This window comes from Methylobacterium nodulans ORS 2060, assembly GCF_000022085.1.
In the GTDB taxonomy this organism is placed as follows: Bacteria; Pseudomonadota; Alphaproteobacteria; order Rhizobiales; family Beijerinckiaceae; genus Methylobacterium; species Methylobacterium nodulans.
In genome coordinates this window covers 4,542,474-4,560,383 of the sequence record NC_011894.1, presented here as the reverse complement: position 1 = coordinate 4,560,383, position 17,910 = coordinate 4,542,474, and the positions used below count along the sequence as shown (strand labels likewise).

General features: G+C 70.1%; 20 protein-coding genes. 10 read left to right on the top strand and 10 right to left on the bottom strand.

What is annotated here, in order from left to right:
• Window positions 1–45 precede the first annotated feature (45 nt).
• On the bottom strand, window positions 46–933 hold the full coding sequence (locus tag MNOD_RS21245; RefSeq protein ID WP_085984990.1) for a DMT family transporter: 888 nt from the start codon (window positions 931–933) through the stop codon (window positions 46–48).
• Window positions 934–1,077: 144 nt separating this feature from the next.
• Here MNOD_RS21245 and MNOD_RS21240 point away from each other — a divergent pair, with 144 nt between their 5' ends.
• Window positions 1,078–1,959 (top strand): YihY/virulence factor BrkB family protein, encoded by an 882-nt coding sequence (locus MNOD_RS21240; protein ID WP_015931015.1) that lies wholly within the window; start codon window positions 1,078–1,080, stop codon window positions 1,957–1,959.
• A gap of 322 nt (window positions 1,960–2,281) precedes the next feature.
• On the opposite strand, the gene MNOD_RS21235 is transcribed toward MNOD_RS21240, so the two are convergent.
• Both MNOD_RS21235 and MNOD_RS21230 read right to left on the bottom strand, forming a co-directional pair.
• On the bottom strand, window positions 2,282–3,322 hold the full coding sequence (locus MNOD_RS21235; protein WP_015931013.1) for a glutamine synthetase beta-grasp domain-containing protein: 1,041 nt from the start codon (window positions 3,320–3,322) through the stop codon (window positions 2,282–2,284).
• Between the two features lie 76 nt (window positions 3,323–3,398).
• Entirely contained in the window at window positions 3,399–3,605 is a 207-nt protein-coding gene (locus MNOD_RS21230; RefSeq protein WP_015931012.1) for a hypothetical protein, read from the bottom strand.
• A gap of 192 nt (window positions 3,606–3,797) precedes the next feature.
• On the opposite strand from MNOD_RS21230, the gene MNOD_RS21225 reads away from it, so the two are divergent.
• Window positions 3,798–3,992, top strand: a complete 195-nt coding sequence (locus MNOD_RS21225) for a DUF2735 domain-containing protein (RefSeq protein WP_015931011.1) — start codon at window positions 3,798–3,800, stop codon at window positions 3,990–3,992.
• Between the two features lie 62 nt (window positions 3,993–4,054).
• Here MNOD_RS21225 and MNOD_RS21220 read toward each other — a convergent pair whose 3' ends face one another.
• Window positions 4,055–4,984, bottom strand: a complete 930-nt coding sequence (locus tag MNOD_RS21220) for a glutaminase (protein ID WP_015931010.1) — start codon at window positions 4,982–4,984, stop codon at window positions 4,055–4,057.
• Between the two features lie 47 nt (window positions 4,985–5,031).
• On the bottom strand, window positions 5,032–7,890 hold the full coding sequence (locus MNOD_RS21215) for a phosphoenolpyruvate carboxylase (protein WP_425277485.1): 2,859 nt from the start codon (window positions 7,888–7,890) through the stop codon (window positions 5,032–5,034).
• Window positions 7,891–8,057: 167 nt separating this feature from the next.
• On the opposite strand from MNOD_RS21215, the gene MNOD_RS21210 reads away from it, so the two are divergent.
• From MNOD_RS21210 to MNOD_RS21200, 3 genes are all read left to right on the top strand, one after another.
• A complete protein-coding gene (locus tag MNOD_RS21210) occupies window positions 8,058–8,255 on the top strand; it encodes a hypothetical protein (protein WP_015931008.1) in 198 nt (65 codons plus the stop codon).
• A 174-nt stretch (window positions 8,256–8,429) separates the two neighbouring features.
• Window positions 8,430–8,768 carry a hypothetical protein gene (locus MNOD_RS21205; RefSeq protein ID WP_015931007.1) on the top strand — a complete coding sequence of 113 codons (339 nt, stop codon included), beginning with the start codon at window positions 8,430–8,432 and terminating at the stop codon, window positions 8,766–8,768.
• Window positions 8,765–9,358 (top strand): hypothetical protein, encoded by a 594-nt coding sequence (locus tag MNOD_RS21200; RefSeq protein ID WP_015931006.1) that lies wholly within the window; start codon window positions 8,765–8,767, stop codon window positions 9,356–9,358. The genes MNOD_RS21205 and MNOD_RS21200 overlap by 4 nt, the downstream gene beginning before the upstream one ends.
• A gap of 111 nt (window positions 9,359–9,469) precedes the next feature.
• On the opposite strand, the gene MNOD_RS21195 is transcribed toward MNOD_RS21200, so the two are convergent.
• Window positions 9,470–9,745, bottom strand: a complete 276-nt coding sequence (locus MNOD_RS21195; protein ID WP_015931005.1) for a hypothetical protein — start codon at window positions 9,743–9,745, stop codon at window positions 9,470–9,472.
• Between MNOD_RS21195 and MNOD_RS47005 the strand changes: the two genes are divergently transcribed.
• The 3 genes from MNOD_RS47005 (at window position 9,744) to MNOD_RS21180 (ending at window position 11,754) form a co-directional block, all read left to right on the top strand.
• Window positions 9,744–9,923, top strand: coding sequence for a hypothetical protein (locus MNOD_RS47005; protein ID WP_043749175.1), 180 nt, complete (start codon window positions 9,744–9,746; stop codon window positions 9,921–9,923). The two genes, MNOD_RS21195 and MNOD_RS47005, sit on opposite strands and share 2 nt — an antisense overlap.
• A gap of 370 nt (window positions 9,924–10,293) precedes the next feature.
• On the top strand, window positions 10,294–11,037 hold the full coding sequence (locus MNOD_RS21185; RefSeq protein WP_043749173.1) for a Crp/Fnr family transcriptional regulator: 744 nt from the start codon (window positions 10,294–10,296) through the stop codon (window positions 11,035–11,037).
• A 117-nt stretch (window positions 11,038–11,154) separates the two neighbouring features.
• Window positions 11,155–11,754, top strand: coding sequence for a helix-hairpin-helix domain-containing protein (locus MNOD_RS21180; RefSeq protein ID WP_015931002.1), 600 nt, complete (start codon window positions 11,155–11,157; stop codon window positions 11,752–11,754).
• Window positions 11,755–11,902: 148 nt separating this feature from the next.
• Here the strand turns inward: MNOD_RS21180 and MNOD_RS21175 are convergent, their stop codons facing one another.
• The 3 genes from MNOD_RS21175 to MNOD_RS21165 form a co-directional block, all read right to left on the bottom strand.
• Entirely contained in the window at window positions 11,903–13,501 is a 1,599-nt protein-coding gene (locus MNOD_RS21175) for an adenylate/guanylate cyclase domain-containing protein (RefSeq protein WP_015931001.1), read from the bottom strand.
• A 135-nt stretch (window positions 13,502–13,636) separates the two neighbouring features.
• The gene (locus MNOD_RS21170) at window positions 13,637–14,599 is read right to left on the bottom strand and encodes a CobW family GTP-binding protein (protein WP_015931000.1); all 963 of its coding nucleotides are present in this window, start codon (window positions 14,597–14,599) and stop codon (window positions 13,637–13,639) included.
• A 63-nt stretch (window positions 14,600–14,662) separates the two neighbouring features.
• The gene (locus MNOD_RS21165) at window positions 14,663–15,466 is read right to left on the bottom strand and encodes a creatininase family protein (RefSeq protein ID WP_015930999.1); all 804 of its coding nucleotides are present in this window, start codon (window positions 15,464–15,466) and stop codon (window positions 14,663–14,665) included.
• A 192-nt stretch (window positions 15,467–15,658) separates the two neighbouring features.
• On the opposite strand from MNOD_RS21165, the gene MNOD_RS21160 reads away from it, so the two are divergent.
• Window positions 15,659–16,240 carry a MarR family winged helix-turn-helix transcriptional regulator gene (locus MNOD_RS21160; protein WP_015930998.1) on the top strand — a complete coding sequence of 194 codons (582 nt, stop codon included), beginning with the start codon at window positions 15,659–15,661 and terminating at the stop codon, window positions 16,238–16,240.
• Window positions 16,241–16,520: 280 nt separating this feature from the next.
• Window positions 16,521–16,718 carry a hypothetical protein gene (locus tag MNOD_RS21155; RefSeq protein ID WP_015930997.1) on the top strand — a complete coding sequence of 66 codons (198 nt, stop codon included), beginning with the start codon at window positions 16,521–16,523 and terminating at the stop codon, window positions 16,716–16,718.
• 49 nt (window positions 16,719–16,767) lie between these two features.
• Here the strand turns inward: MNOD_RS21155 and MNOD_RS21150 are convergent, their stop codons facing one another.
• Window positions 16,768–17,802, bottom strand: a complete 1,035-nt coding sequence (locus MNOD_RS21150) for a phosphotransferase (RefSeq protein ID WP_015930996.1) — start codon at window positions 17,800–17,802, stop codon at window positions 16,768–16,770.
• Window positions 17,803–17,910: the final 108 nt, after the last annotated feature.

Below are 17,910 nucleotides of genomic sequence, written 5' to 3'. Positions count from 1 at the left end.
GAGGGCCGCGTCCCCTTGCGTCTGCCCGACCTTTCGGGGGTTCACTCAGCCCCGGCTCGCGACGGCGACGCCCGCCGCCGCGACGATCATCCCGAGGACCTGGACGGGGCCGAGCACCTCCCCGAACAGTCCGAAGGCCATGGCGGCGGAGACCGGCGGCACGAGGTAGAACAAAGCGGCGACGCCCGCGACTGCCCCCCGCCGGATCAGCCAGAGCAGGATCAGGATCCCGCCGACCGACAATCCCAGCACCGACCACGCGAGCCCGGCCAGCGCCGGCGGCGACGCATCGAAGCGGCCCTCTTCGAGGAGAAGGGCCAGCGGCAGCGTCATCAGCGCGGCGCCCAGGAACTGCACCGCCGCATTGGTGCGCAGGTCCACGGCCGCGGCCGTGCGCTTCTGCCACAGCGTGCCGAGGGTGATCGCGACGGTGGCGGCAATGCAGACGCCGAGGGCCGAGAGCGGGATCGCATCCGCCGCCGCGCCGAGCTTGGGGGCGAGCACCAGCCCGGCCCCCAGGAAACCGAGGCCGATGCCGAGCCAGCGGCGGCCTGAGACCCGCTCGCCGAGGAGCGGCCCCGCCACCATTGCGGTCAGGAGCGGCTGCAGGCTCGTGACCAGCGCGGCGATGCCCGCCGGCAGGCCGCGACTCACCGCCCAGAACACGCCGTCGAGGTAGAGGCCCTGCATCAGGATCCCGGCGACGAGCGCGTCGCGCCAGCCGCGCCAGCCCGCGGGCCAGCGCGCCCCGGCGAGCAGCGCCACGCCGGCGAGCAGCGCGACCGTGCAGAGGAAGCGCAGGGACAGGAAGGTCAGCGGCTCGGCATGCGGCGCCACGAGGCGCGCCACCACGAAGCCCGTCGCCCAGATGACGACGAACAGGGCCGGGGCGAGTCGCGCGGCAAGAGCTGAGGAATCTGGCGCGTGCTTCATCATTCTGCCCGCGCAGGCAGCACGCGCGTTGCCGCTGCGCAACCGCCGCCATCGGCATCGGGCTTGCGCTTCGCGTGCATGGCTTAAGGCCCCCGGATTCCGCTCCCGCCCCGGGCTTGACCCGGTGTAGAAGCCGGAGCCGACATGCGCATCCGCACCGCCTTCGAGATCGCCGCCATCGCGGCCCAGCGCTTCGTCGCGCATGACGGCTGGGCGATCGCGAGCCACATCGCGCTCTCGCTGCTGACCTCGCTGTTCCCGTTCCTGATCCTGCTCACGGCGCTGGCGAGCGTCTTCGGCTCCAAGTCGCTCGCCGACGAGGCCAGCAACCTGCTGTTCGAGGTCTGGCCGAGCGAGGTGGCAGGGCCGGTCGCGACGGAGGTCCACCGGGTGCTCACCGAGCAGCGCGGCGGGCTCCTCACCGTCGGCGCGCTGCTCGCCCTTTACTTCTCGTCGAGCGGCGTCGAGAGCCTGCGGGTCGGGCTCAACCGGGCCTATGGGTTGCGCGAGGTGCGGCCCTGGTGGCTGACCCGTCTCGAATCGATCGGCTACGTGATCTGCGCCGCCTTCGCGATGCTGGCCTTCACCTTCCTGGTGGTGCTGGGGCCGCTGATGTGGCGCGGGCTGATCCTGGTGGCGCCGGGGCTCGAACCGCTCGGGCTCACCATCGCGGTGGTGCGGGTGTTCCTCACCGCCCTCCTGATCGCGCTCGTGCTGGTGATCGCCCACAAGTTCATCGCGGCCGGGCGGCGTCCCTGGCACATGGTGCTGCCGGGGGTCGCGGTGACGCTCGGCATGTGGGTGCTAGCCGGCCTCGGCTTCGGGATGTATCTCGACCGTTTCTCGGGCGCCTACGTCTCGACCTATGGCGGCCTCGCGACCGCGATGGTCTTCCTCGTCTTCCTCTACTGGCTCGCCGCCATGTTCCTGTTCGGCGGAGAGATCAACGGCACCATTATCGCCGCGCGGCGACGGCGCCTCCAGGCCCGGGCCCAGAGCCGCAAGGACACGATCAAGTTGATGTGACCGGGGCTCGCTGAAATTTGTGCGTGTCCCGCGCTCATCCCTCGATCCATCCCCCAAATGGATGATGCGGCGCCGCAGCGACCATGCTCTGGTCGGTCCGGCTCTCACGAGACGGAGACCTCCCTTTCGCCCGCCCAGCCCCCGCTGCGGCGGGCGCTTTCCTGCGCCGGGAGGATGTCCCGCCGATGGGGCACCGGTTCTCCGCCCGGACGGATGGCCGATCGACAACCGAGACCCTGCCAGGCTCTCAGCCCCGTGCACGCAAAAAGAAACGCGGCGGGGATGGGCCGTCCCCGCCGCGTTTCTCAGGTGTCGTCGGGCCTTACGCCGCAGCCGAGACGTCGGAATCCGTCGGCACGGAGGAGATCGTCTTCAGCACCTGCGAGGCGATCTGGTAGGGGTCGCCCTGGGAGTTCGGACGGCGATCCTCAAGGTAGCCCTTGTAGCCGTTGTTCACGAAGCTGTGGGGCACGCGGATCGAGGCGCCGCGATCGGCCACGCCGTAGCTGAAGGTGTGGATCGAGGCCGTCTCGTGCTTGCCGGTCAGCCGCATGTGGTTGTCCGGGCCGTAGACCGCGATGTGGTCCTCGCGGGCGGCATCGAAGGCGGCCATCAGCCGTTCGAAATACGCCTTGCCGCCGATTTCGCGCATGAACTTCGTCGAGAAGTTGCAGTGCATGCCCGACCCGTTCCAGTCGGTGTCGCCGAGCGGCTTGCAGTGGAACTCGATGTCCACACCGTACTTCTCGCAGAGGCGGAGCAGCAGGTAGCGCGCCATCCAGATCTCGTCGGCGGCCTTCTTGGAGCCCTTGCCGAAGATCTGGAACTCCCACTGGCCCTTCGCCACCTCGGCGTTGATGCCCTCGTGGTTGATGCCGGCGGCGAGGCAGAGGTCGAGGTGCTCCTCGACGATCTGGCGGGCGATGTCGCCGACATTCTTGTAGCCGACGCCCGTGTAGTACGGGCCCTGCGGCGCCGGATAGCCGGAAGCCGGGAAGCCGAGCGGACGGCCGTCCTTGTAGAAGAAGTATTCCTGCTCGAAGCCGAACCACGCGCCCTCGTCATCGAGGATGGTCGCGCGCGTGTTGGACGGATGCGGGGTCTTGCCGTCCGGCATCATGACTTCGCAGAGGACGAGCACGCCGTTGGTGCGCGCCGCATCCGGGAACACCCGAACCGGCTTCAGCACGCAATCCGAGCTCGAGCCCTCGGCCTGCTTGGTCGAGCTTCCGTCGAAACCCCACAATGGCAGCTGTTCCAGCGACGGGAAGCTGTCAAATTCTTTGATCTGCGTCTTGCCCCGGAGGTTCGGTACAGGCGTGTACCCGTCAAGCCAAATATATTCGAGTTTGTACTTTGTCATTTCGAGCCTCTCGTCATGGAACCATGCGGAGCTTGAGGCGGTGCTGCCAGTTACCTTGCCAACCAAGGCGAGCGAGCTAAAGCATGGCCCGTGCCAAGGGCAGCTGGCGATCCTGCCTGCGCCCGGCCTCCAGCCGCCGCCCGGCATCGCCCTGCAAGAAAATCCCCGCCGCCGGGAACCAAATCGCCGCCTGCGCGTCGGTGCGAACGCGGAATATCGCCACCACGTGCGCGCGATGCTTGAAGTCGCGCAGTTCACCGGGCCGCGCCTGACCAAAAGGCATGCGGCGTCGGCAATCCGGCCGTGCATGCCGCGCTGCAATAATGCCGACTGAACTGGCAAGCCCCTTTCTGCACATATTGTGAGCATTCCCTGATTTTATTCGCAGCAGACCGTGCAAGGGATGCGCAGGCACTGCTATATCGGCGAGGCATGTGGCGCTCGAACGCGCAGCCGAGATCAGGAGACAGGGTTGATGACGACTGCACCCCGTCGAGAAACGGCCAAGATCTACCAGTTCCCCGTGAGGGGCCGGACCGACCAGGGCGGCCGTCGGCCGGAGACCACCTCCACCGAGCGCAGCGCCTACCGCTTCGCCGATGCGGCCTTCGGGAGCGGCTGGTATCACGACGCCGCCATCCAGGACGCGGAACGCTCGCGCAAGCCGTGACCCGCCCAAGACGCCTCACGAGGGCGAGGCGGGCCCGAAGGACCGACCCCGCCCTCACGGCGTCATTGGCCGAAGATCGACCAGCCGAGCCGCTTCGTAAGCCTTTCGAGGGCGATGCGCCCGAGATGGGAATTGCCCGAGGCATCGAGGCCTGGCGACCAGACGGCGATGGAGGCCCGGCCCGGCGCGACCGCCAGGATGCCCCCGCCGACCCCGCTCTTGCCCGGCAGGCCGACCCGGAAGGCGAATTCGCCCGACCCGTCGTAATGGCCGCAAGTGAGCATGACCGCGTTGATGCGGCGCGCCCGCTCCGGCTGCACCACCAGATGCCCCGTCGAGGGGTTGCGGCCCGAATGGGCGAGGAACCGCCCGGCCTCGGCGAGTTGCCGGCAGGTCATCGCGATGGCGCAATGGTGGAAATAGACGCCGAGCGTGTACTCGACCGGATTGTCGATCACCCCGTGCGCCTTCATGAAATTGGCGAGCGCCGCATTGCGAAAACCCGTCCGCAGCTCCGAGGCCGCCACCGCCTCGTCGATGGCGATCGAGGAATCCTGCGCCAGGAATTGCATGAAGCGCAGGATTTCGCCGAGCGCCTCGCGGGGCTGGTGCCGCGACAGGATCAGGTCGGTCACGGCGATCGCCCCGGCATTGATGAACGGGTTGCGGGGAATGCCGCGCTCGTATTCCAGCTGGACGATGGAGTTGAAGGGGCTTCCCGACGGCTCGCGCCCGACGCGCCGCCACAGCCGGTCGCCGACCATGCCGAGCGCGAGCGTGAGGGTGAACACCTTCGAGATGCTCTGAATCGAGAAGGGCACGTCGCTGTCGCCGGCCGCCGCGACCTGTCCATCCGCATCGATCACCACCAGACCGAAGGCTTTCGGATCGGCGCGGGCGAGTTCGGGAATGTAGGTCGCGACCTCGCCCCGATCGGGGCGCTCGCGCATCTCCTCGGCGATCTCCTGGACGACACTGGTCAGGTCCGGCACGGGGTCTCTCGTCGGCTCACGGGGCTTACGGATTTCGGCCGGGAGCCTTATCCGAATGACCCGATTTCGTGCTGGATCATGCCGCTGATCTCGCGCACCAGGGCGAAGAGCCGCCCGATCGGCTCGAACAGGGTGCGGTGCTCGGTCTCGTAGGTGCCGACGCCGCGCGGGCCGGGCGGCTCGCCGAAATTGAGGCCGAGCGTCGGGTCGGGCGCCACCGGGAAGATCTCGTCCAGCGCCTTGAGGCAGCTCGCCACGTCGAGGCGCAGGATGCGCTCGATCAGGATCTCGCGGGTGATCCCGGCCTGGGGCCGGAAGCCCGGGATGTGGACGGCCAGGAACCAGATCCGGTGGATCAGGGCGAGCCGCAGGGCGTGGAGCAGCGTGAGGCGCAGGCTCATGGTGCCGAGATCGGGGGCCACGGAATGCAGCATCAGGTGGTCGTGCGTGAGGCGCCCGAACAGGCGGCGCAGGCGCGGCGCGAGGTCGAGCCGGTCGAGCGCCGCCGCGATGGCGATGATCTCCTCCCGGCGCCCATCCCTCGTGGCCCGCCGCGCCCGCTCCAGCCACATGCCGGGATCGAGCGTCTCCACATAGGCGCGCAGCACGTCGAGGTCGCTCACCGCGGCGGCGTGCTGGACGAGGCTGAAGGCGCGGCCGAAGCGATCGGACTGGGCGCGCATGTCGCGAAACAGGTCCGGCGCACGGGCGGCTGCGTGGCCGATGCCGTGCATCGAATTCGCCAGGAAGCCGAGCTGCTGCAGGATCGCGTTGTTGGGGATCGCCCGGATCTGGCGCGGATGGGTGATGGCGACCGGCCCGCCGGCATCGGACTGGCGCGCCACCGGCCGCGAGCCGGTGCGGTCGATCAGGTTCGGGCCGAACGTCCCGAGCAAGGCGGCGTAGCCGGGATCGTCGACCAGGCTCTCCATGTCCTGGCGCGCGCCGGTGAAGAACTCGGTGGCGAAGTCGGGCTCGGCGTAGATCGGATCGTCGGGCGGATCGCCGGGTGCGAAGACGTGCTCGACGATGCGCAGGACCGTCGCCCGCGCGAGGGGCCCTGAGCCGAACAGCAGATAGCCGTCCGTCCCCTGGAAGCTCGATTCGAGCCGCGCCTTGACCCCGGCCTCGCGGTTGCGGCGCCGGGCGTGGCTCGGCGCGAGGTAGGCGAGGCGGTCCTTGAGGCTGGCCGGATGGGCGCCGCGGCCGATCGATTCGCCATGCGTGTCGAAGATGACGAGCTCGATGTCCGAGAGCCCGTTCTGCACCATCATCTCGGTAATGCGCAGGCGCAGCCGCTCGATCCAGAAGGTGGCGGCGAGCTGCCCGACATAGCGCCCGGAATCCGAATAGCCGAACTGCAGGACGAGCCGGCCGATCCGCCGCAGGTAGCGCCGCCAATGGGCCGAGCGCAGCGCGTCCTCGATCACATGGACGCCCTGCTCGAGGGCCGAGGCGGTCTCGAACAGCGGCGTGATCTCGACCTTGTCGCCGATGCCGAAATGCTCGGCGAGCCAGAGGGCGGCGAGCAGCGTGTAGCCGGTCTCGGTCTCGGCGATCAGGAAGCGGACCGGATGGGTGCCGTCCACGTGCTTGAGGATCTGGGCGACCGTCATCATCAGCCGGGCGGCGGAGGCCCGCTCGGCGGCGAGCGCGCCGAAATCCACCGGCACCGCCTCGACCCGGTCGAGCAGCGCGTTGATGGAGGCGAGATGCGAGCGGCGCTGCGCCGGATCGGTCGGATCGCCGTCCCGGTCGAGGGTGCGGCGCACCGCGTTGTGGACCTGCGTGGCGTTGAGCCGGAAATGCGGCAGCCCGTTCTGGAGCCCGTGGGCGGCGCAGCCGGCGCGCAGCACGCAGAGCTTGAGCCGCGACTCGTCATCGGCCGCGCCCGCGATCGCCGCGTCGAGGGCGGCGATGAGCGGCCCCGCCTCGGTCTGGGCGCGGTCGCGCTCGATGATGAGCGCGAGCGCGAATCGGTGGACCGCCTCCAGGCTCGGATCGTCCCCGAGCTTGGGCGCGACGGCGAGCTGGCGCGAGACGGCATCGCGCGCCGCCTCGGCGAGACGGCGCACGGGCACCGCCGCGGGATCGTCCGGCAGCTGGGCCAGCACGCGCTCGATCTGCGTCCGCTTCGATTCGAGCCGGTAGCGCAGGGTGTCCCACCAGCCGATATCGGTGCGCCCGTCCGTGTCGCAGCCCACCCACGAGGCGATCACGACGGGCTGGGGCACGAGTTCGAGCCAACGGTCCGGCCAGCGCTCGCGTGCGGCGCGCAGCAGCGCCTCGTTGAGGCCGTCGAGGGCGGCGCGCCCGTGCTGCACCGAGAAGCGGGCCTGCTCGAACTCGTCGTTGAGGGTGATGACCGGGTCGGGCCGCGACGACAGGGCGGCGGCCTCGGTCAGCAGCCCGCGGCGGGCCTCGGGCGAGGGCGTCGAGGCGGCCTCCGCGAGCAGATGGGCCACCGCCTTCGGCATGCCGAAGGTCGGATGGGCCGTGAACACCGCCGCGAAGCGCGGCCGCCCGATGCGGGCCCGCACGGCCTCGAAGTCGTCCGCCGTCTCGCCGAAGACGAGCGGCACCGCCCGCCCGAGATCGTCGCCTGCCTCCTCGCTCAAGCCCACATAGGCGCGCAGGCGCGCAGCCCGATCCTCGAGGGCCTGGAGCCGCAGGCTGCGGAACAACCCGTCGAGATCGCCCTCCGTCACCTCCCCCCGGTCCATCCGGCGGCTGATCGCCAGGGCCACGGTGAGGACCGGGTTGCGGAAGGGATCCTCGCTCGCCTGCTGGCGCACCTGCTCCACGAGCTGCAGCAGAGCCGCCTCCAGGCTCCCCGGAGCGGCGTGCGGATCGGAGCTGTCCTCGGTCCGGTGGATTGGCATCACTTGGGGCATCATTTGGGGCATCACTCGTCGCAGCGAAGGCGGGGCGCGGCCTGCGGCGACGCAAGGTCCGTTCCGCCCGAGCGGGCCGGCCGCTCTTCGGCCGAGATTGCCCGCAAGACAAGAAGAAGCGTTAACATAGTCCGACGCCGCGGCGATTCGGTCCGATGCGCGGAACGGGGGTATACCGCATGACGTCCATTGCCGCCGTTCTCGAACCGGCCCGTGCTCCCCTTGCCTGGACCGGGCCGGGCCCGTGCCCCCACGGCGAGGCCGCGTCGCGGCCGGTCGAGCCGGACGAGGCGGTGAGCGCCGCGGGGAATCCGGAGGACGACCTGTTTAGGGCCGTCGAGGCGGACCTGCGGCATGCGGGCTTCCTGGTCGATTGAGGCCCCGCCTCCGACCGGCTCGACGCCCGGAGGAAGTGGAATCCGGATTCGCCTTCGGGTAGATCGGGCGGGAACCGAGGATCCGTCGTTCGCCGAGGCGGCGACGCCTCACCGTCCTCTCCGAGACGGAATTCAGCGCGGACGGCAGGCGGGGCAGCCTCGGGCAGAGTGGATATGGTCGTGTTCCTGGCCGTCGCGGCCGTGATCCTCGCAGTCGGAATCGTCCTGCTGATCGTCCACGCGGCGGACCGGCGCCCGCCCCTGCGGCTGCCGCGGGAGGAACTGCTGGAGGAACGCGGGGACGAGCTCTACGACGCGATCGGGCCCCGGCCGAAGAGCCCCGTCGACCGCACCGCCCCCTCGCTGGAGGTGACCTCGGACGGCATGCCAGTCTCGCCGGACCCGGTGCGGATCGAGGGCCCACGGCCGCCGATGCGGGGAGGCCCCCTGGTGATCGACCATGACCCGTCCGAGCGCGGACCGGCTCCCCGCGGCGAGAGAGGCGCCCGGTGAGGCTGCGGCTCGGGCTCGCCGCCCTGCTGGTAGGCGTCGGCGCGGCTTGGGCTCAGGCAGCTTGGGCTCAGGCAGCTTGGGCTCAGGCGCCCGCGCCCATCGCCTGCGGCGGGCAGGCGGCGCAATACGCCGGCGGCAAGGGCTTCGCCCTCTGGGTCACGCGCCGGGGGACGCTGAGGCGGGAGAACCCCCTGCGCCCGCTCACGCCGGACGAGTTGCAGGTGCTTCAGGTGGTGATCCGCGGCAAAGCCGCGACCGCCTACGGGCCGGATCTCGACACGCTGCGCCGCGGCGCCGCGCCAGCGAGCCTGGAGGCGCAGAGCGGCGCCGCGATCCGGTGGGGCGAGAGCATTGACGGCCTGCCCGCCACCCTGCGCATCCTGGAGGATGACGGAGCGGGCGTCCTCGCCGCGCTGCAGTTCCGCAGCTGCGGCGATGCCCCCAAGGTTGCGGTGGCCAAGGCCCCGAAGGCGGAAGCGCCGAAACGGGCTGCGGCGCCGAAGCCGAAAGCGAATTCGAAAGCCGATCAGGCGGACTCCCCGCCGCGCCTGCCGAACGGGTTCACGCTGCCGCAGGGGGCTATTCCATGAGGTCGCCGCGCTGACAGGACCCTGGTTCCGGCTGGCGGCACCGCTCGCCGGCGGGTGCGGGCGAATGCGCGGCGCCTCCGCAACGGGTGACGCCGCGCCCGTGTCGGGGCGTTACTTGCGGGCAGCCATCATGTCGTGGGCGAGCACCGTGAGCTTGCCGATCAGGCTCGAAATATCCCCATGGGTGCAGGACCATTGCGTCCCGATCGATGCCCCGTCCGAGGAAACCGAGACGACGGCGACCGAGCGCAGCTTGCCCTCGCGCGCGAGCCGCAGCTGTTCCTGCAGCACCTCGATCATCGAGGCCGTGTTCTCGTCCGCGGGCGCGGCGGGAACCGCCTGGGGGAAGGTGAGGATGCGGGTCGGTTCAGGAGCGGGTTCGGTCATGGGACTCTTAACGACGCGGGTTGTGATCTCGGGCGTGGGAGGCGGGCTCGCCGTCGAGCCGCACCAGGAGTTCGGCGAGGCTCTCCGCGAGTTCGCAGGGGAGCGCCTCCGCGAGACAGCCTCCGAAGGCGGCCTGCAGCCCCGGAGCCAAGGCATCGGCCAGTCGATCGCCGCCTGACGGGCAGGCTCTGGTCGCACCATACCCGGGCAGTGCCGTGGCCGACCCGTGCCACATCGCAGGCGAATTCTGTGATGTCATGGGGTCCTCGGGACTGTACGCCGCCTCTGGCTTCAACCCTGCCAATCCCGGCGCGGATCACAATCCCTCGTCTGCGGCCGAGCTTTCGGTTCCACCGCCCTTGTGATCGGGCCGCAACACTCGCGCAGCTCAGGGATCGGCGGGCGGACCACCTGCGTCTCGGCCACCATGCCTCAGCCGGAAGAGCCGTCCCGAGATGCGGCGCTCTGGCCGACGAGCTAACTTATGTAGATCCGAACCCGAGCGTTTCCGGCCAAACTCTGCTGTGCTCCTCGGGATCGGTCACGCTTTGGCTCAATATCTGATCCGCAAGCTCGAGCATTACACTCGCCTCTCGTCAGAGGAGAAGGAGTCGCTCGATGCGCTCGCGCGGCTTCGGACGCGGCGAGTCCGTGCGCGGGACGACATCATCCACGAAGGAGACGTGCCTCAATTCATCAATCTGGTGCTCGATGGATGGGCTTGCCGCTACAAGACCTTGGAGGATGGCCGCCGGCAGATCGTCGCCTACCTGCTTCCAGGCGATGTCTGCGACATCGGCGCGCCGATCCTGCGCGAGATGGACCATTCGATCGGGACCATCACCGCCGTCACGCTGGCCGAGATCCCGCTCGACGCCGCGGAGCAGCTCCTCATGGCCCATCCGCGCCTGATGCAGGCCCTCTGCTGGGATGCCCTGACCGCAGCCTCGATTCAGCGGGAATGGACGGTCAATGTCGGGCAGCGCACGGCCTTCGAACGCCTGGGCCACCTCCTGTGCGAGCTGTTCGTGCGGATGCGGGTCCTCGGGCTCACCCGCGGCAGCAGCTGCGACCTGCCCCTCACCCAGGCCGAGATCGCCGACACGATCGGCCTCTCCGTGGTCCACGTGAACCGCACCCTGCAGGAACTCCGCAGCACCGGCTTCATCACCCTCGGCGGGCGGGAACTGACCATCCACAAGCTGGAGTCGTTCGAGCGGGTGGTGCTGTTCAACCAGAACTACCTCCACCTCTCGCATGAGGGGCGTCACCTCGACGCGGACGAGACCTGACGGGCGATGCCGGAATCCTCCGGCTGCGCTTAAGGCCGCCAGACACCCCGGCACCGCGTCACTAAAATGACACGGTCATCGAGAGTTTCTGAAGATCCAATGCTCGGATCTCTCGCCATGCTGACCGGTTCAGCCATCACGCGCGCTTTCGTCATCGTGGTCCTGGCAGCGGGCCTTGCGGGGATTTGGCAATCCCTCACCGGCCGGCTCGCCGCATCCGATCCGCTGTCCCAGCCGCCCAGGGTCGTGGCCTCTGCGGCGGCGCCCTCCCCTCCGGCGGTCCCGCAGCCCACGGCCTCGCCCGGCGACGATCCGGATCCGGTGCGCTTGGTCTATCCGGGTCCCGACGGGGGCGAGGCGCGCTCGCGTCCGCCGGTCCCGGACCCCGTTGCGCCGGTCACCGAGGCCCGGGCCGATCCGGCACCGCCCGCGTCCCCACCGGTCTTCCCACCGCCCGTCGCGGCGGCGGAGCCGGAGCCCATGCCGGACGCAGGCCCGCCCCCGGAGGAGCCGTCTCAGGCCGCGGCGCCCGCCGCCAGCGGCATCGATCTCAACACCGCCACGCTCGCCGAGCTCAACGGTCTGCGCGGCGGCGGCCTCATCGGCAAGGCGATCATCGCCCGACGCCCCTATGGCTCGCCGCAGGAACTCGTGTCGAAGCGCGTCCTCAGCCGGGCGGCGTTCGAGCGCATCAAGGACCAGGTCACGGTCCGCTGACCTCGGGATCGCCGCGGCGGTCAGCCGCTTCCGCCCGAGCGCGCCAAGCATCCTTCTCCAGGCATCCTTCGCCGGACCGTGAGACACTTCGGCGAAGGATGCGGAATCGAAGCAATCCAAGCAGCGTGGCGCGGCCCCGCCACCCTGCCTAGGCCGCGCTCGGCCGGGCGCCGCGCGCATCGAGGGCCTGAAGGGCCTCCGCGAGGCGGCGGCGCGCCCGCTCGGCCGCCGCGTCGTCGAGCGCCCCGAGATCGATGAACAGGTCGAGCCCGGCGGCGTGCTCCGAGATCACGGTCGCGTCGGCCGCGAGGTCCCCGGCCAGCCCCTCGACCGCGTAGGGCACGATCTCGCGGCTGATTCCCTTCATGCGGATCGGCGGCTGCGGCGTCGCCCGCACGACGTCGCGCACCTGCGCGTAGGTCTCGAAGCTCAGCATGATGCCGCCGGGCTCGGCGATCATCTGGAGGCGCGCGGCGAGGTTCGCCTCCGCCCCGATGATCGTGTAGTCCATGCGGTCGTCGCTGCCGAAATTGCCGACGTTGCAATAGCCCGTGTTGATGCCCATGCGGGCGCGGAACGGGATCTCGATGCCGCGCCGCCGCCATGCCGCGTTGAGCTGCTCCAGGCGCCGCTGCATCTCCACCGCCATGGCGAGGCAGGCCCGGGCGTCGCCCTTGACGCCGAGCGTCTCGGGATCGCCGAAGAACACCAGCATCGCGTCGCCGATGAACTTGTCGATCGTGCCGCCGTGCCGCTCGGCGATGGCGGCCATCTCCGTGAAGTATTCGTTGAGGAGGGCCGTCAGCTCCTCGGGCTGCAGCCGCTCCGTCGAGGCGGTGAAGTCCTTGATGTCCGAGAAGAAGATGGTGAGCTTCTTGCGCTCGGTCTGCACCACCACGTCCTTCTCGCCGCTGAAGATGCGGCGGTAGATCTGCGGCGGCAGGTACTTGGCGATCTTGAGCGAGATCGAGGCCAGGAAGTCGTTGGCGGTGGCGAGTTCGCGGTTCATGGCGCGGATCAGCCGCGCTTGGCGGCCCTGCAGCAGGATCACGGCGAGGCCCGCGCTGGCCGCCAGCACGAGGTAGGCGAGCAGGAACTTGAAGGCGAAGATGTTCGCCTCGATGGGCTGGCGGATCGCGATCTCCTGGATGCCGCGCACGTCGCCCACCGCCCAGTCGTTCTTGGGGCTCAACGGGTGGCTGTTGTGGCAGGCGACGCAGACCGGCCCCATCACGATCGGACTCGCGATCCGCACCTGCCGGTCGAAGATCGAGCCCGTGACCTCGACCACGGGCTTGCGGGCCTCCGGATGGGCGGCGCGCAACGCGTCGAGGGCCCCGCGCTGGAAGGTATCGAGGGTCTGGGCCTCCCGATTGCGGAACGGCAGGTCGGAGACGAAGCGGTAGCGCATCGCCCCGTCGCGGTCGCTGATGCGCCGGCCGAGCTCGATCGACAGCGTCGCGGGGATCGGGATCGCGCCGGGCGTGGTGCGGAAATCGTGCGTGACCGAGACCGGACGGTCGGCCTTCAGCACCCGGTCGACCACCTCGGTGGCATAGAAGCCGCGCACGTCGTTGATCAGGCGCCCGGTCTCGTTCGCCTGCTGGCGCAGCATCTGCTCGGTCAGGGCGCTGAGATCGAACCAGACGGCGACCGGCAGCCCGAGCAGCCCCAGGCACACCGCCGCGACGAGAAGCGGCATCAGGCGCCCCTGCCCCTCCGCCGCCTTCTCCTTGACCCCCGCCATGACCGGCCCCCGCGCGGGATGGCGGCCCGCGCCGCCCGACCATGATCCGGTCTAGCTCAGCGCGGGCAGACAGGCGAGCCCGCTGGCCGGGCGCGGGAGGAATCCGGCCCTATCGGTCCAGCGCCGCCCGACGGATCATGCCTTCGTGGCCTCGAAACCCTTGCGGATCTTCTCCGGATCGAGATTGCGGCCGATGAAGACCACGCGGGACTCGCGCGGATCGCCCGCCGGCCACTCGCCCTGCAGGTCGCCGTCGAGGATCATGTGCACGCCCTGGAACACGAAGCGGCGCGGCTCGTCGGGGAAGCTGACGATGCCCTTGCAGCGCAGGATGTCCGGCCCCTGCACCTGCGTGAGGTCCGAGATCCAGGGCATGAACTTGTTGGGATCGACCGCGCCGGGCAGCCGCGCCGAGACCGACTGGATGTCGTCGGAATGGTGATGGTGGTGGCCCTCCTCCAGGAATTCCGGCTCGACGGTCATGATCCGGTCGAGGTCGAAGGCCTTGCGGTCGAGCACCGCATCGAGGGGCAGGTTGCACTGCACCGTGCGGTGGATGACGGCGGAGGGATTGATCGCCCGGATCTGGCGCTCGACCGCGGCGAGCCCGGCCTCGTCGACGAGGTCGGCCTTGTTGAGCAGGATCACGTCCGCAAAGGCGATCTGGTTCTTCGCCTCGGGCGCGTCCTTGAGGCGCTCGGACAGCCACTTGGCATCCGCCACGGTCACCACCGCGTCGAGGCGCGCCGCCTCGCCGACGTCCTGATCGACGAAGAAGGTCTGGGCGACGGGAGCCGGATCGGCGAGGCCGGTCGTTTCGACGATGATCGCGTCGAACTTGCCCCTCCGCTTCATCAGGCCGTCCATGATGCGGATCAGGTCGCCGCGCACGGTGCAGCAGATGCAGCCGTTGTTCATCTCGAACACTTCCTCGTCGGCCCCGACCACGAGGTCGTTGTCGATGCCGATCTCGCCGAACTCGTTGACGATCACGGCGTAGCGCTTGCCGTGCGGCTCGGTGAGGATGCGGTTGAGAAGCGTGGTCTTGCCGGCGCCGAGATAGCCGGTGAGCACGGTGACGGGGATCTTGTCCGACATACGGCAAACCTGAGGGGCTGGACCGCCGGTACGGGGCGGCAGAGGAGCGAATGATATAGTGTATCACTCCGCCGACCGGGAGGGCGTCCCGGTCAGGCTGAAGCGGTCGACATCGCGCAGCAGCTCGACGAAGGCGCGCGCGCCATGCGCGAGGGCGGCCTCGCCGGCATCGAGGGTAGCGAGCGTCGCGTCGCCGATCGCGCCGGACGGGTTGAGGTCCTCGGCGAGCCACGCGAAGGCGGCGGGGCGCCCCGCCCGCAGATGGGTGAAATCCCGCTCCATCGCGCGGCTGCGCGGCATGAAGTCCCGCAGCTCGTCGCGGCGCACGAGGTCGGGGCGAAGGGCCAGCATCAGGGCCGTCTCGACGGCGCCGCCATGGATGCCGTGACGCACCTCCTCCGGCGGAAACAGCCCGGGCGGGTAGCCGAACCGGCTCCACGCCGTGGTGACCGCGACGAGCCCGCAGCTGCGGCGCAATTCGAGGGCGACGAGGTCGATCAGCGCGCTGTTGCCGCCATGCGAGGTGACGATGACGAGCTTGCGGCATCCGGCGCGGTGCACCGCGGTGCCGATCTCGACCCAGGCGGCGAGCGCCGTCGGACCGGAGAGGGTCAGCGTGCCGGGAAAGCTCAGATGCTCGTCGGACTTGCCCACCGCCTGGACCGGCAGGAGGAGAACCTCGAGGTCCTCCGGCACCAGGGCGCGCATGCGGGCGAGGTAGCCCTCGGCGATGATCACGTCGGTGCCGAGCGGCAGGTGCGGCCCGTGCTGCTCCACCGCCGCCACGGGCAGGACGGCGATGGCGCGGTGCAGCGGGCGGGCGCGGATCTCCGCGGTGGTCAGGTCCTGCCAGGAGCGGGCCGGCATGAGGGTCCTCCAGATCGACGCCCTGAGATAAGGAGGCCCGGCGCCCTCGCCTACCGTCCCGCCGAACCGCGGCCGTGCGCCGGCCGCAATCTGTCATCGGACCGTCACGGCCCGGCGGCAGATGGCCGTATAGTGTCTCATGCGCGGCGGCGGAGACATCCGCGCGGCCTCTGCGGCAGAAGGAAGGATCGGATGGCAACGGCCGAGCAGGCGATGCTGGTGGAGGCCGACGAGGCGCCGCGCCGCAAGTCCTCGAAGGCGCTGCGCCCGCCCGGCGCCAAGAGCGTCGGCTGGGCGCTGGTGCAGGCGGCCCGCATGCACCGCGCGCGGATCGGCGACCGGCTCGCCGCCCTCAACCTCTTCGCCGGACAGGAACAGGTGGTCCAGGTGCTCGCCGCGGCGGGCACCATGACCATGGGCGACCTCGCGGCGACCCTGCGGGTGCGGCCGCCCACCGCCTCCAAGACCGTGACGCGTCTTGCCGCCCTCGGCTTCGTCGAGCGCCGGACCGAGGCCGCGGACGGCCGCATCGTGCGCGTGCGCCTCACCGAGGCGGGCCTCGCCAAGGCCGCCGCGATCGACCGGATCTGGGACGAGGTCGAGGCCGAGATGCTCGACGGCTTCGACAACAAGGAGAAGCGGCGCCTGCGCAAGCTCCTGCGCCGGGCCGCCCGCAATCTCGCGGAGGCGTCCGGACTCGATTCCCACGAGCCCGAGGACGATCTCGACGCCGTCGGGCTGGAAGTGGAGGACGGCACGCGGGATGCGGATTGAGTTCGCTGCCGGCCGGGCCGACCCCGACGGACGAAACCGGCTGACTGAGCGCTCCCTCCCATGGCGGCCAACCCCGGCCCTCATGCTGAGGTGCTCCGTGCGATCTTCGATCGCCTGCACCTCAGCATGAGTTGAGGAGCGGCTTCCAGGCACGTCGGTTTCGACTTCGGCGCCTCCGATTTCCCACTGGATCGTTGCGGAAGGGTCACGCTCCAGCCCCGCCCTCGCCCGAATCGGCTGGTCAGGTCGCAACCCAAGCAAGAATACGGGGAGTGATCCGATGCAGGAGCGCCAAGCGGCCGCTTCGGAAGAGACCGAGCTCGAACGTTCCGTCGCGGAAGCCTTGCGGATCATCGCCGAGGCTCAGGCCGAGCGGGTCGACGCGCCGGTGCGCACCGCCCGCCTGCGGCTCGCGACGATCTACGGCGTCAACCGCCTGCGGCGGCGGCTCAGCCGCAAGGGCAGCGCCGCCGCCTAGGGCATCGTCCGACGCGCGAATCCCGCTTCGCCGGACGAGGCGCCGGGTCTCAGCCCCGCGCCAGTTCCCAGCCGCGCTCGGCGAGCGCGATCCCGAGCGCCCCCTTCTCGCTCGCATCCGCGCTCGATGCGTTGCCGGCCTTGGCGCGGGCGAGCACGCCTTCGAGGATCACCGCGAGGCGGAACAGCGCGAAGGCGAGGTGGAAGGACGTGATGCCGTCGCGGCGCCCGGTGCGCTCGCAGTAGCGGCGCACATAGGCCTCCTGGCTCGGGATGCCGAGCGCGTCGAGGTCGCGCCCGCGGATGCCGCGATAGACCGTCGGGTCGGTATTGTAGGCGATGCAGTTATAGGCGAGGTCGGCGAGCGGATGCCCGAGCGTCGCCAGTTCCCAGTCGATGATGCCGATCACCCGCGCCTCGCTTGGGTGGAAGATCATGTTGTCAAGCCGGAAATCGCCGTGGCAGATCCGGGTCTCGTCATCCTCCGGGATATGGGCGGGAAGCCAGGCGGCGAGATGGTCGATCGCCGGGTTCTCGCGGGTCTTCGAGGCCGCCCACTGGCCCGACCAACGCTCGATCTGGCGGCGGAAATAATTTCCCGCCCGGCCGAAATCCGAGAGGCCGATGGCCGCCGGATCGACACGGTGCAGGCGCGCCAGCGCCTCGTTCATGGCGAAGTAGATCGGCGCGCGCTCCTCGCGGGGAAGCTCCGGCAGGGCCGGGTCCCAGAACACCCGGCCCTGCAGCCGCTCCATCAGATAGAAGGGCGTGCCGATCACCGCCGGGTCGGCGCAGAAGGCGACCGCCCGGGGCACTGGCACGTCGGTGCGGGACAGGGCCTGTAGGACCCGGAACTCCCGGTCGACCGCGTGGGCGGAGGGCAGCAGCTTGCCGGGCGGCTGCTTGCGCAGCACGTATTCGCCCGTCTCCGTCACGATCAGGAAGGTCGGGTTCGATTGTCCGCCCCGCATCTGCCGCAGGTCGGTGAGGCGTCCCTGCCCCTGCCCGGCCAGGAAGGCCTCCAGCGCTGCGGTGGGGAAGCGATGCGCCTCGCGCACCGGGATGGTCTCGGGCAGGGCTGTCATGCGGTATCCGCTCCGGGGGATCGCGGCGGGACCATGCCTCAAGCGCCGGTCGGGGTCATTCCTGCACTGCAGCAATTCGCCAACGCCTTCCCGGAATACACGGCCCGG

Bases quoted from the DNA above. Each gene is read 5' to 3' on its own strand.
- MNOD_RS21245 (WP_085984990.1), bottom strand. From the start codon at position 933: ATGAAGCACGCGCCAGATTCCTCAGCTCTTGCCGCGCGACTCGCCCCG.
- MNOD_RS21240 (WP_015931015.1), top strand. From the start codon at position 1,078: ATGCGCATCCGCACCGCCTTCGAGATCGCCGCCATCGCGGCCCAGCGC.
- MNOD_RS21235 (WP_015931013.1), bottom strand. From the start codon at position 3,322: ATGACAAAGTACAAACTCGAATATATTTGGCTTGACGGGTACACGCCT.
- MNOD_RS21230 (WP_015931012.1), bottom strand. From the start codon at position 3,605: ATGCCTTTTGGTCAGGCGCGGCCCGGTGAACTGCGCGACTTCAAGCAT.
- MNOD_RS21225 (WP_015931011.1), top strand. From the start codon at position 3,798: ATGACGACTGCACCCCGTCGAGAAACGGCCAAGATCTACCAGTTCCCC.
- MNOD_RS21215 (WP_425277485.1), bottom strand. From the start codon at position 7,890: ATGCCCCAAATGATGCCCCAAGTGATGCCAATCCACCGGACCGAGGAC.
- MNOD_RS21210 (WP_015931008.1), top strand. From the start codon at position 8,058: ATGACGTCCATTGCCGCCGTTCTCGAACCGGCCCGTGCTCCCCTTGCC.
- MNOD_RS21205 (WP_015931007.1), top strand. From the start codon at position 8,430: ATGGTCGTGTTCCTGGCCGTCGCGGCCGTGATCCTCGCAGTCGGAATC.
- MNOD_RS47005 (WP_043749175.1), top strand. From the start codon at position 9,744: ATGGGACTCTTAACGACGCGGGTTGTGATCTCGGGCGTGGGAGGCGGG.
- MNOD_RS21195 (WP_015931005.1), bottom strand. From the start codon at position 9,745: ATGACCGAACCCGCTCCTGAACCGACCCGCATCCTCACCTTCCCCCAG.
- MNOD_RS21180 (WP_015931002.1), top strand. From the start codon at position 11,155: ATGCTGACCGGTTCAGCCATCACGCGCGCTTTCGTCATCGTGGTCCTG.
- MNOD_RS21175 (WP_015931001.1), bottom strand. From the start codon at position 13,501: ATGGCGGGGGTCAAGGAGAAGGCGGCGGAGGGGCAGGGGCGCCTGATG.
- MNOD_RS21170 (WP_015931000.1), bottom strand. From the start codon at position 14,599: ATGTCGGACAAGATCCCCGTCACCGTGCTCACCGGCTATCTCGGCGCC.
- MNOD_RS21165 (WP_015930999.1), bottom strand. From the start codon at position 15,466: ATGCCGGCCCGCTCCTGGCAGGACCTGACCACCGCGGAGATCCGCGCC.
- MNOD_RS21160 (WP_015930998.1), top strand. From the start codon at position 15,659: ATGGCAACGGCCGAGCAGGCGATGCTGGTGGAGGCCGACGAGGCGCCG.
- MNOD_RS21155 (WP_015930997.1), top strand. From the start codon at position 16,521: ATGCAGGAGCGCCAAGCGGCCGCTTCGGAAGAGACCGAGCTCGAACGT.
- MNOD_RS21150 (WP_015930996.1), bottom strand. From the start codon at position 17,802: ATGACAGCCCTGCCCGAGACCATCCCGGTGCGCGAGGCGCATCGCTTC.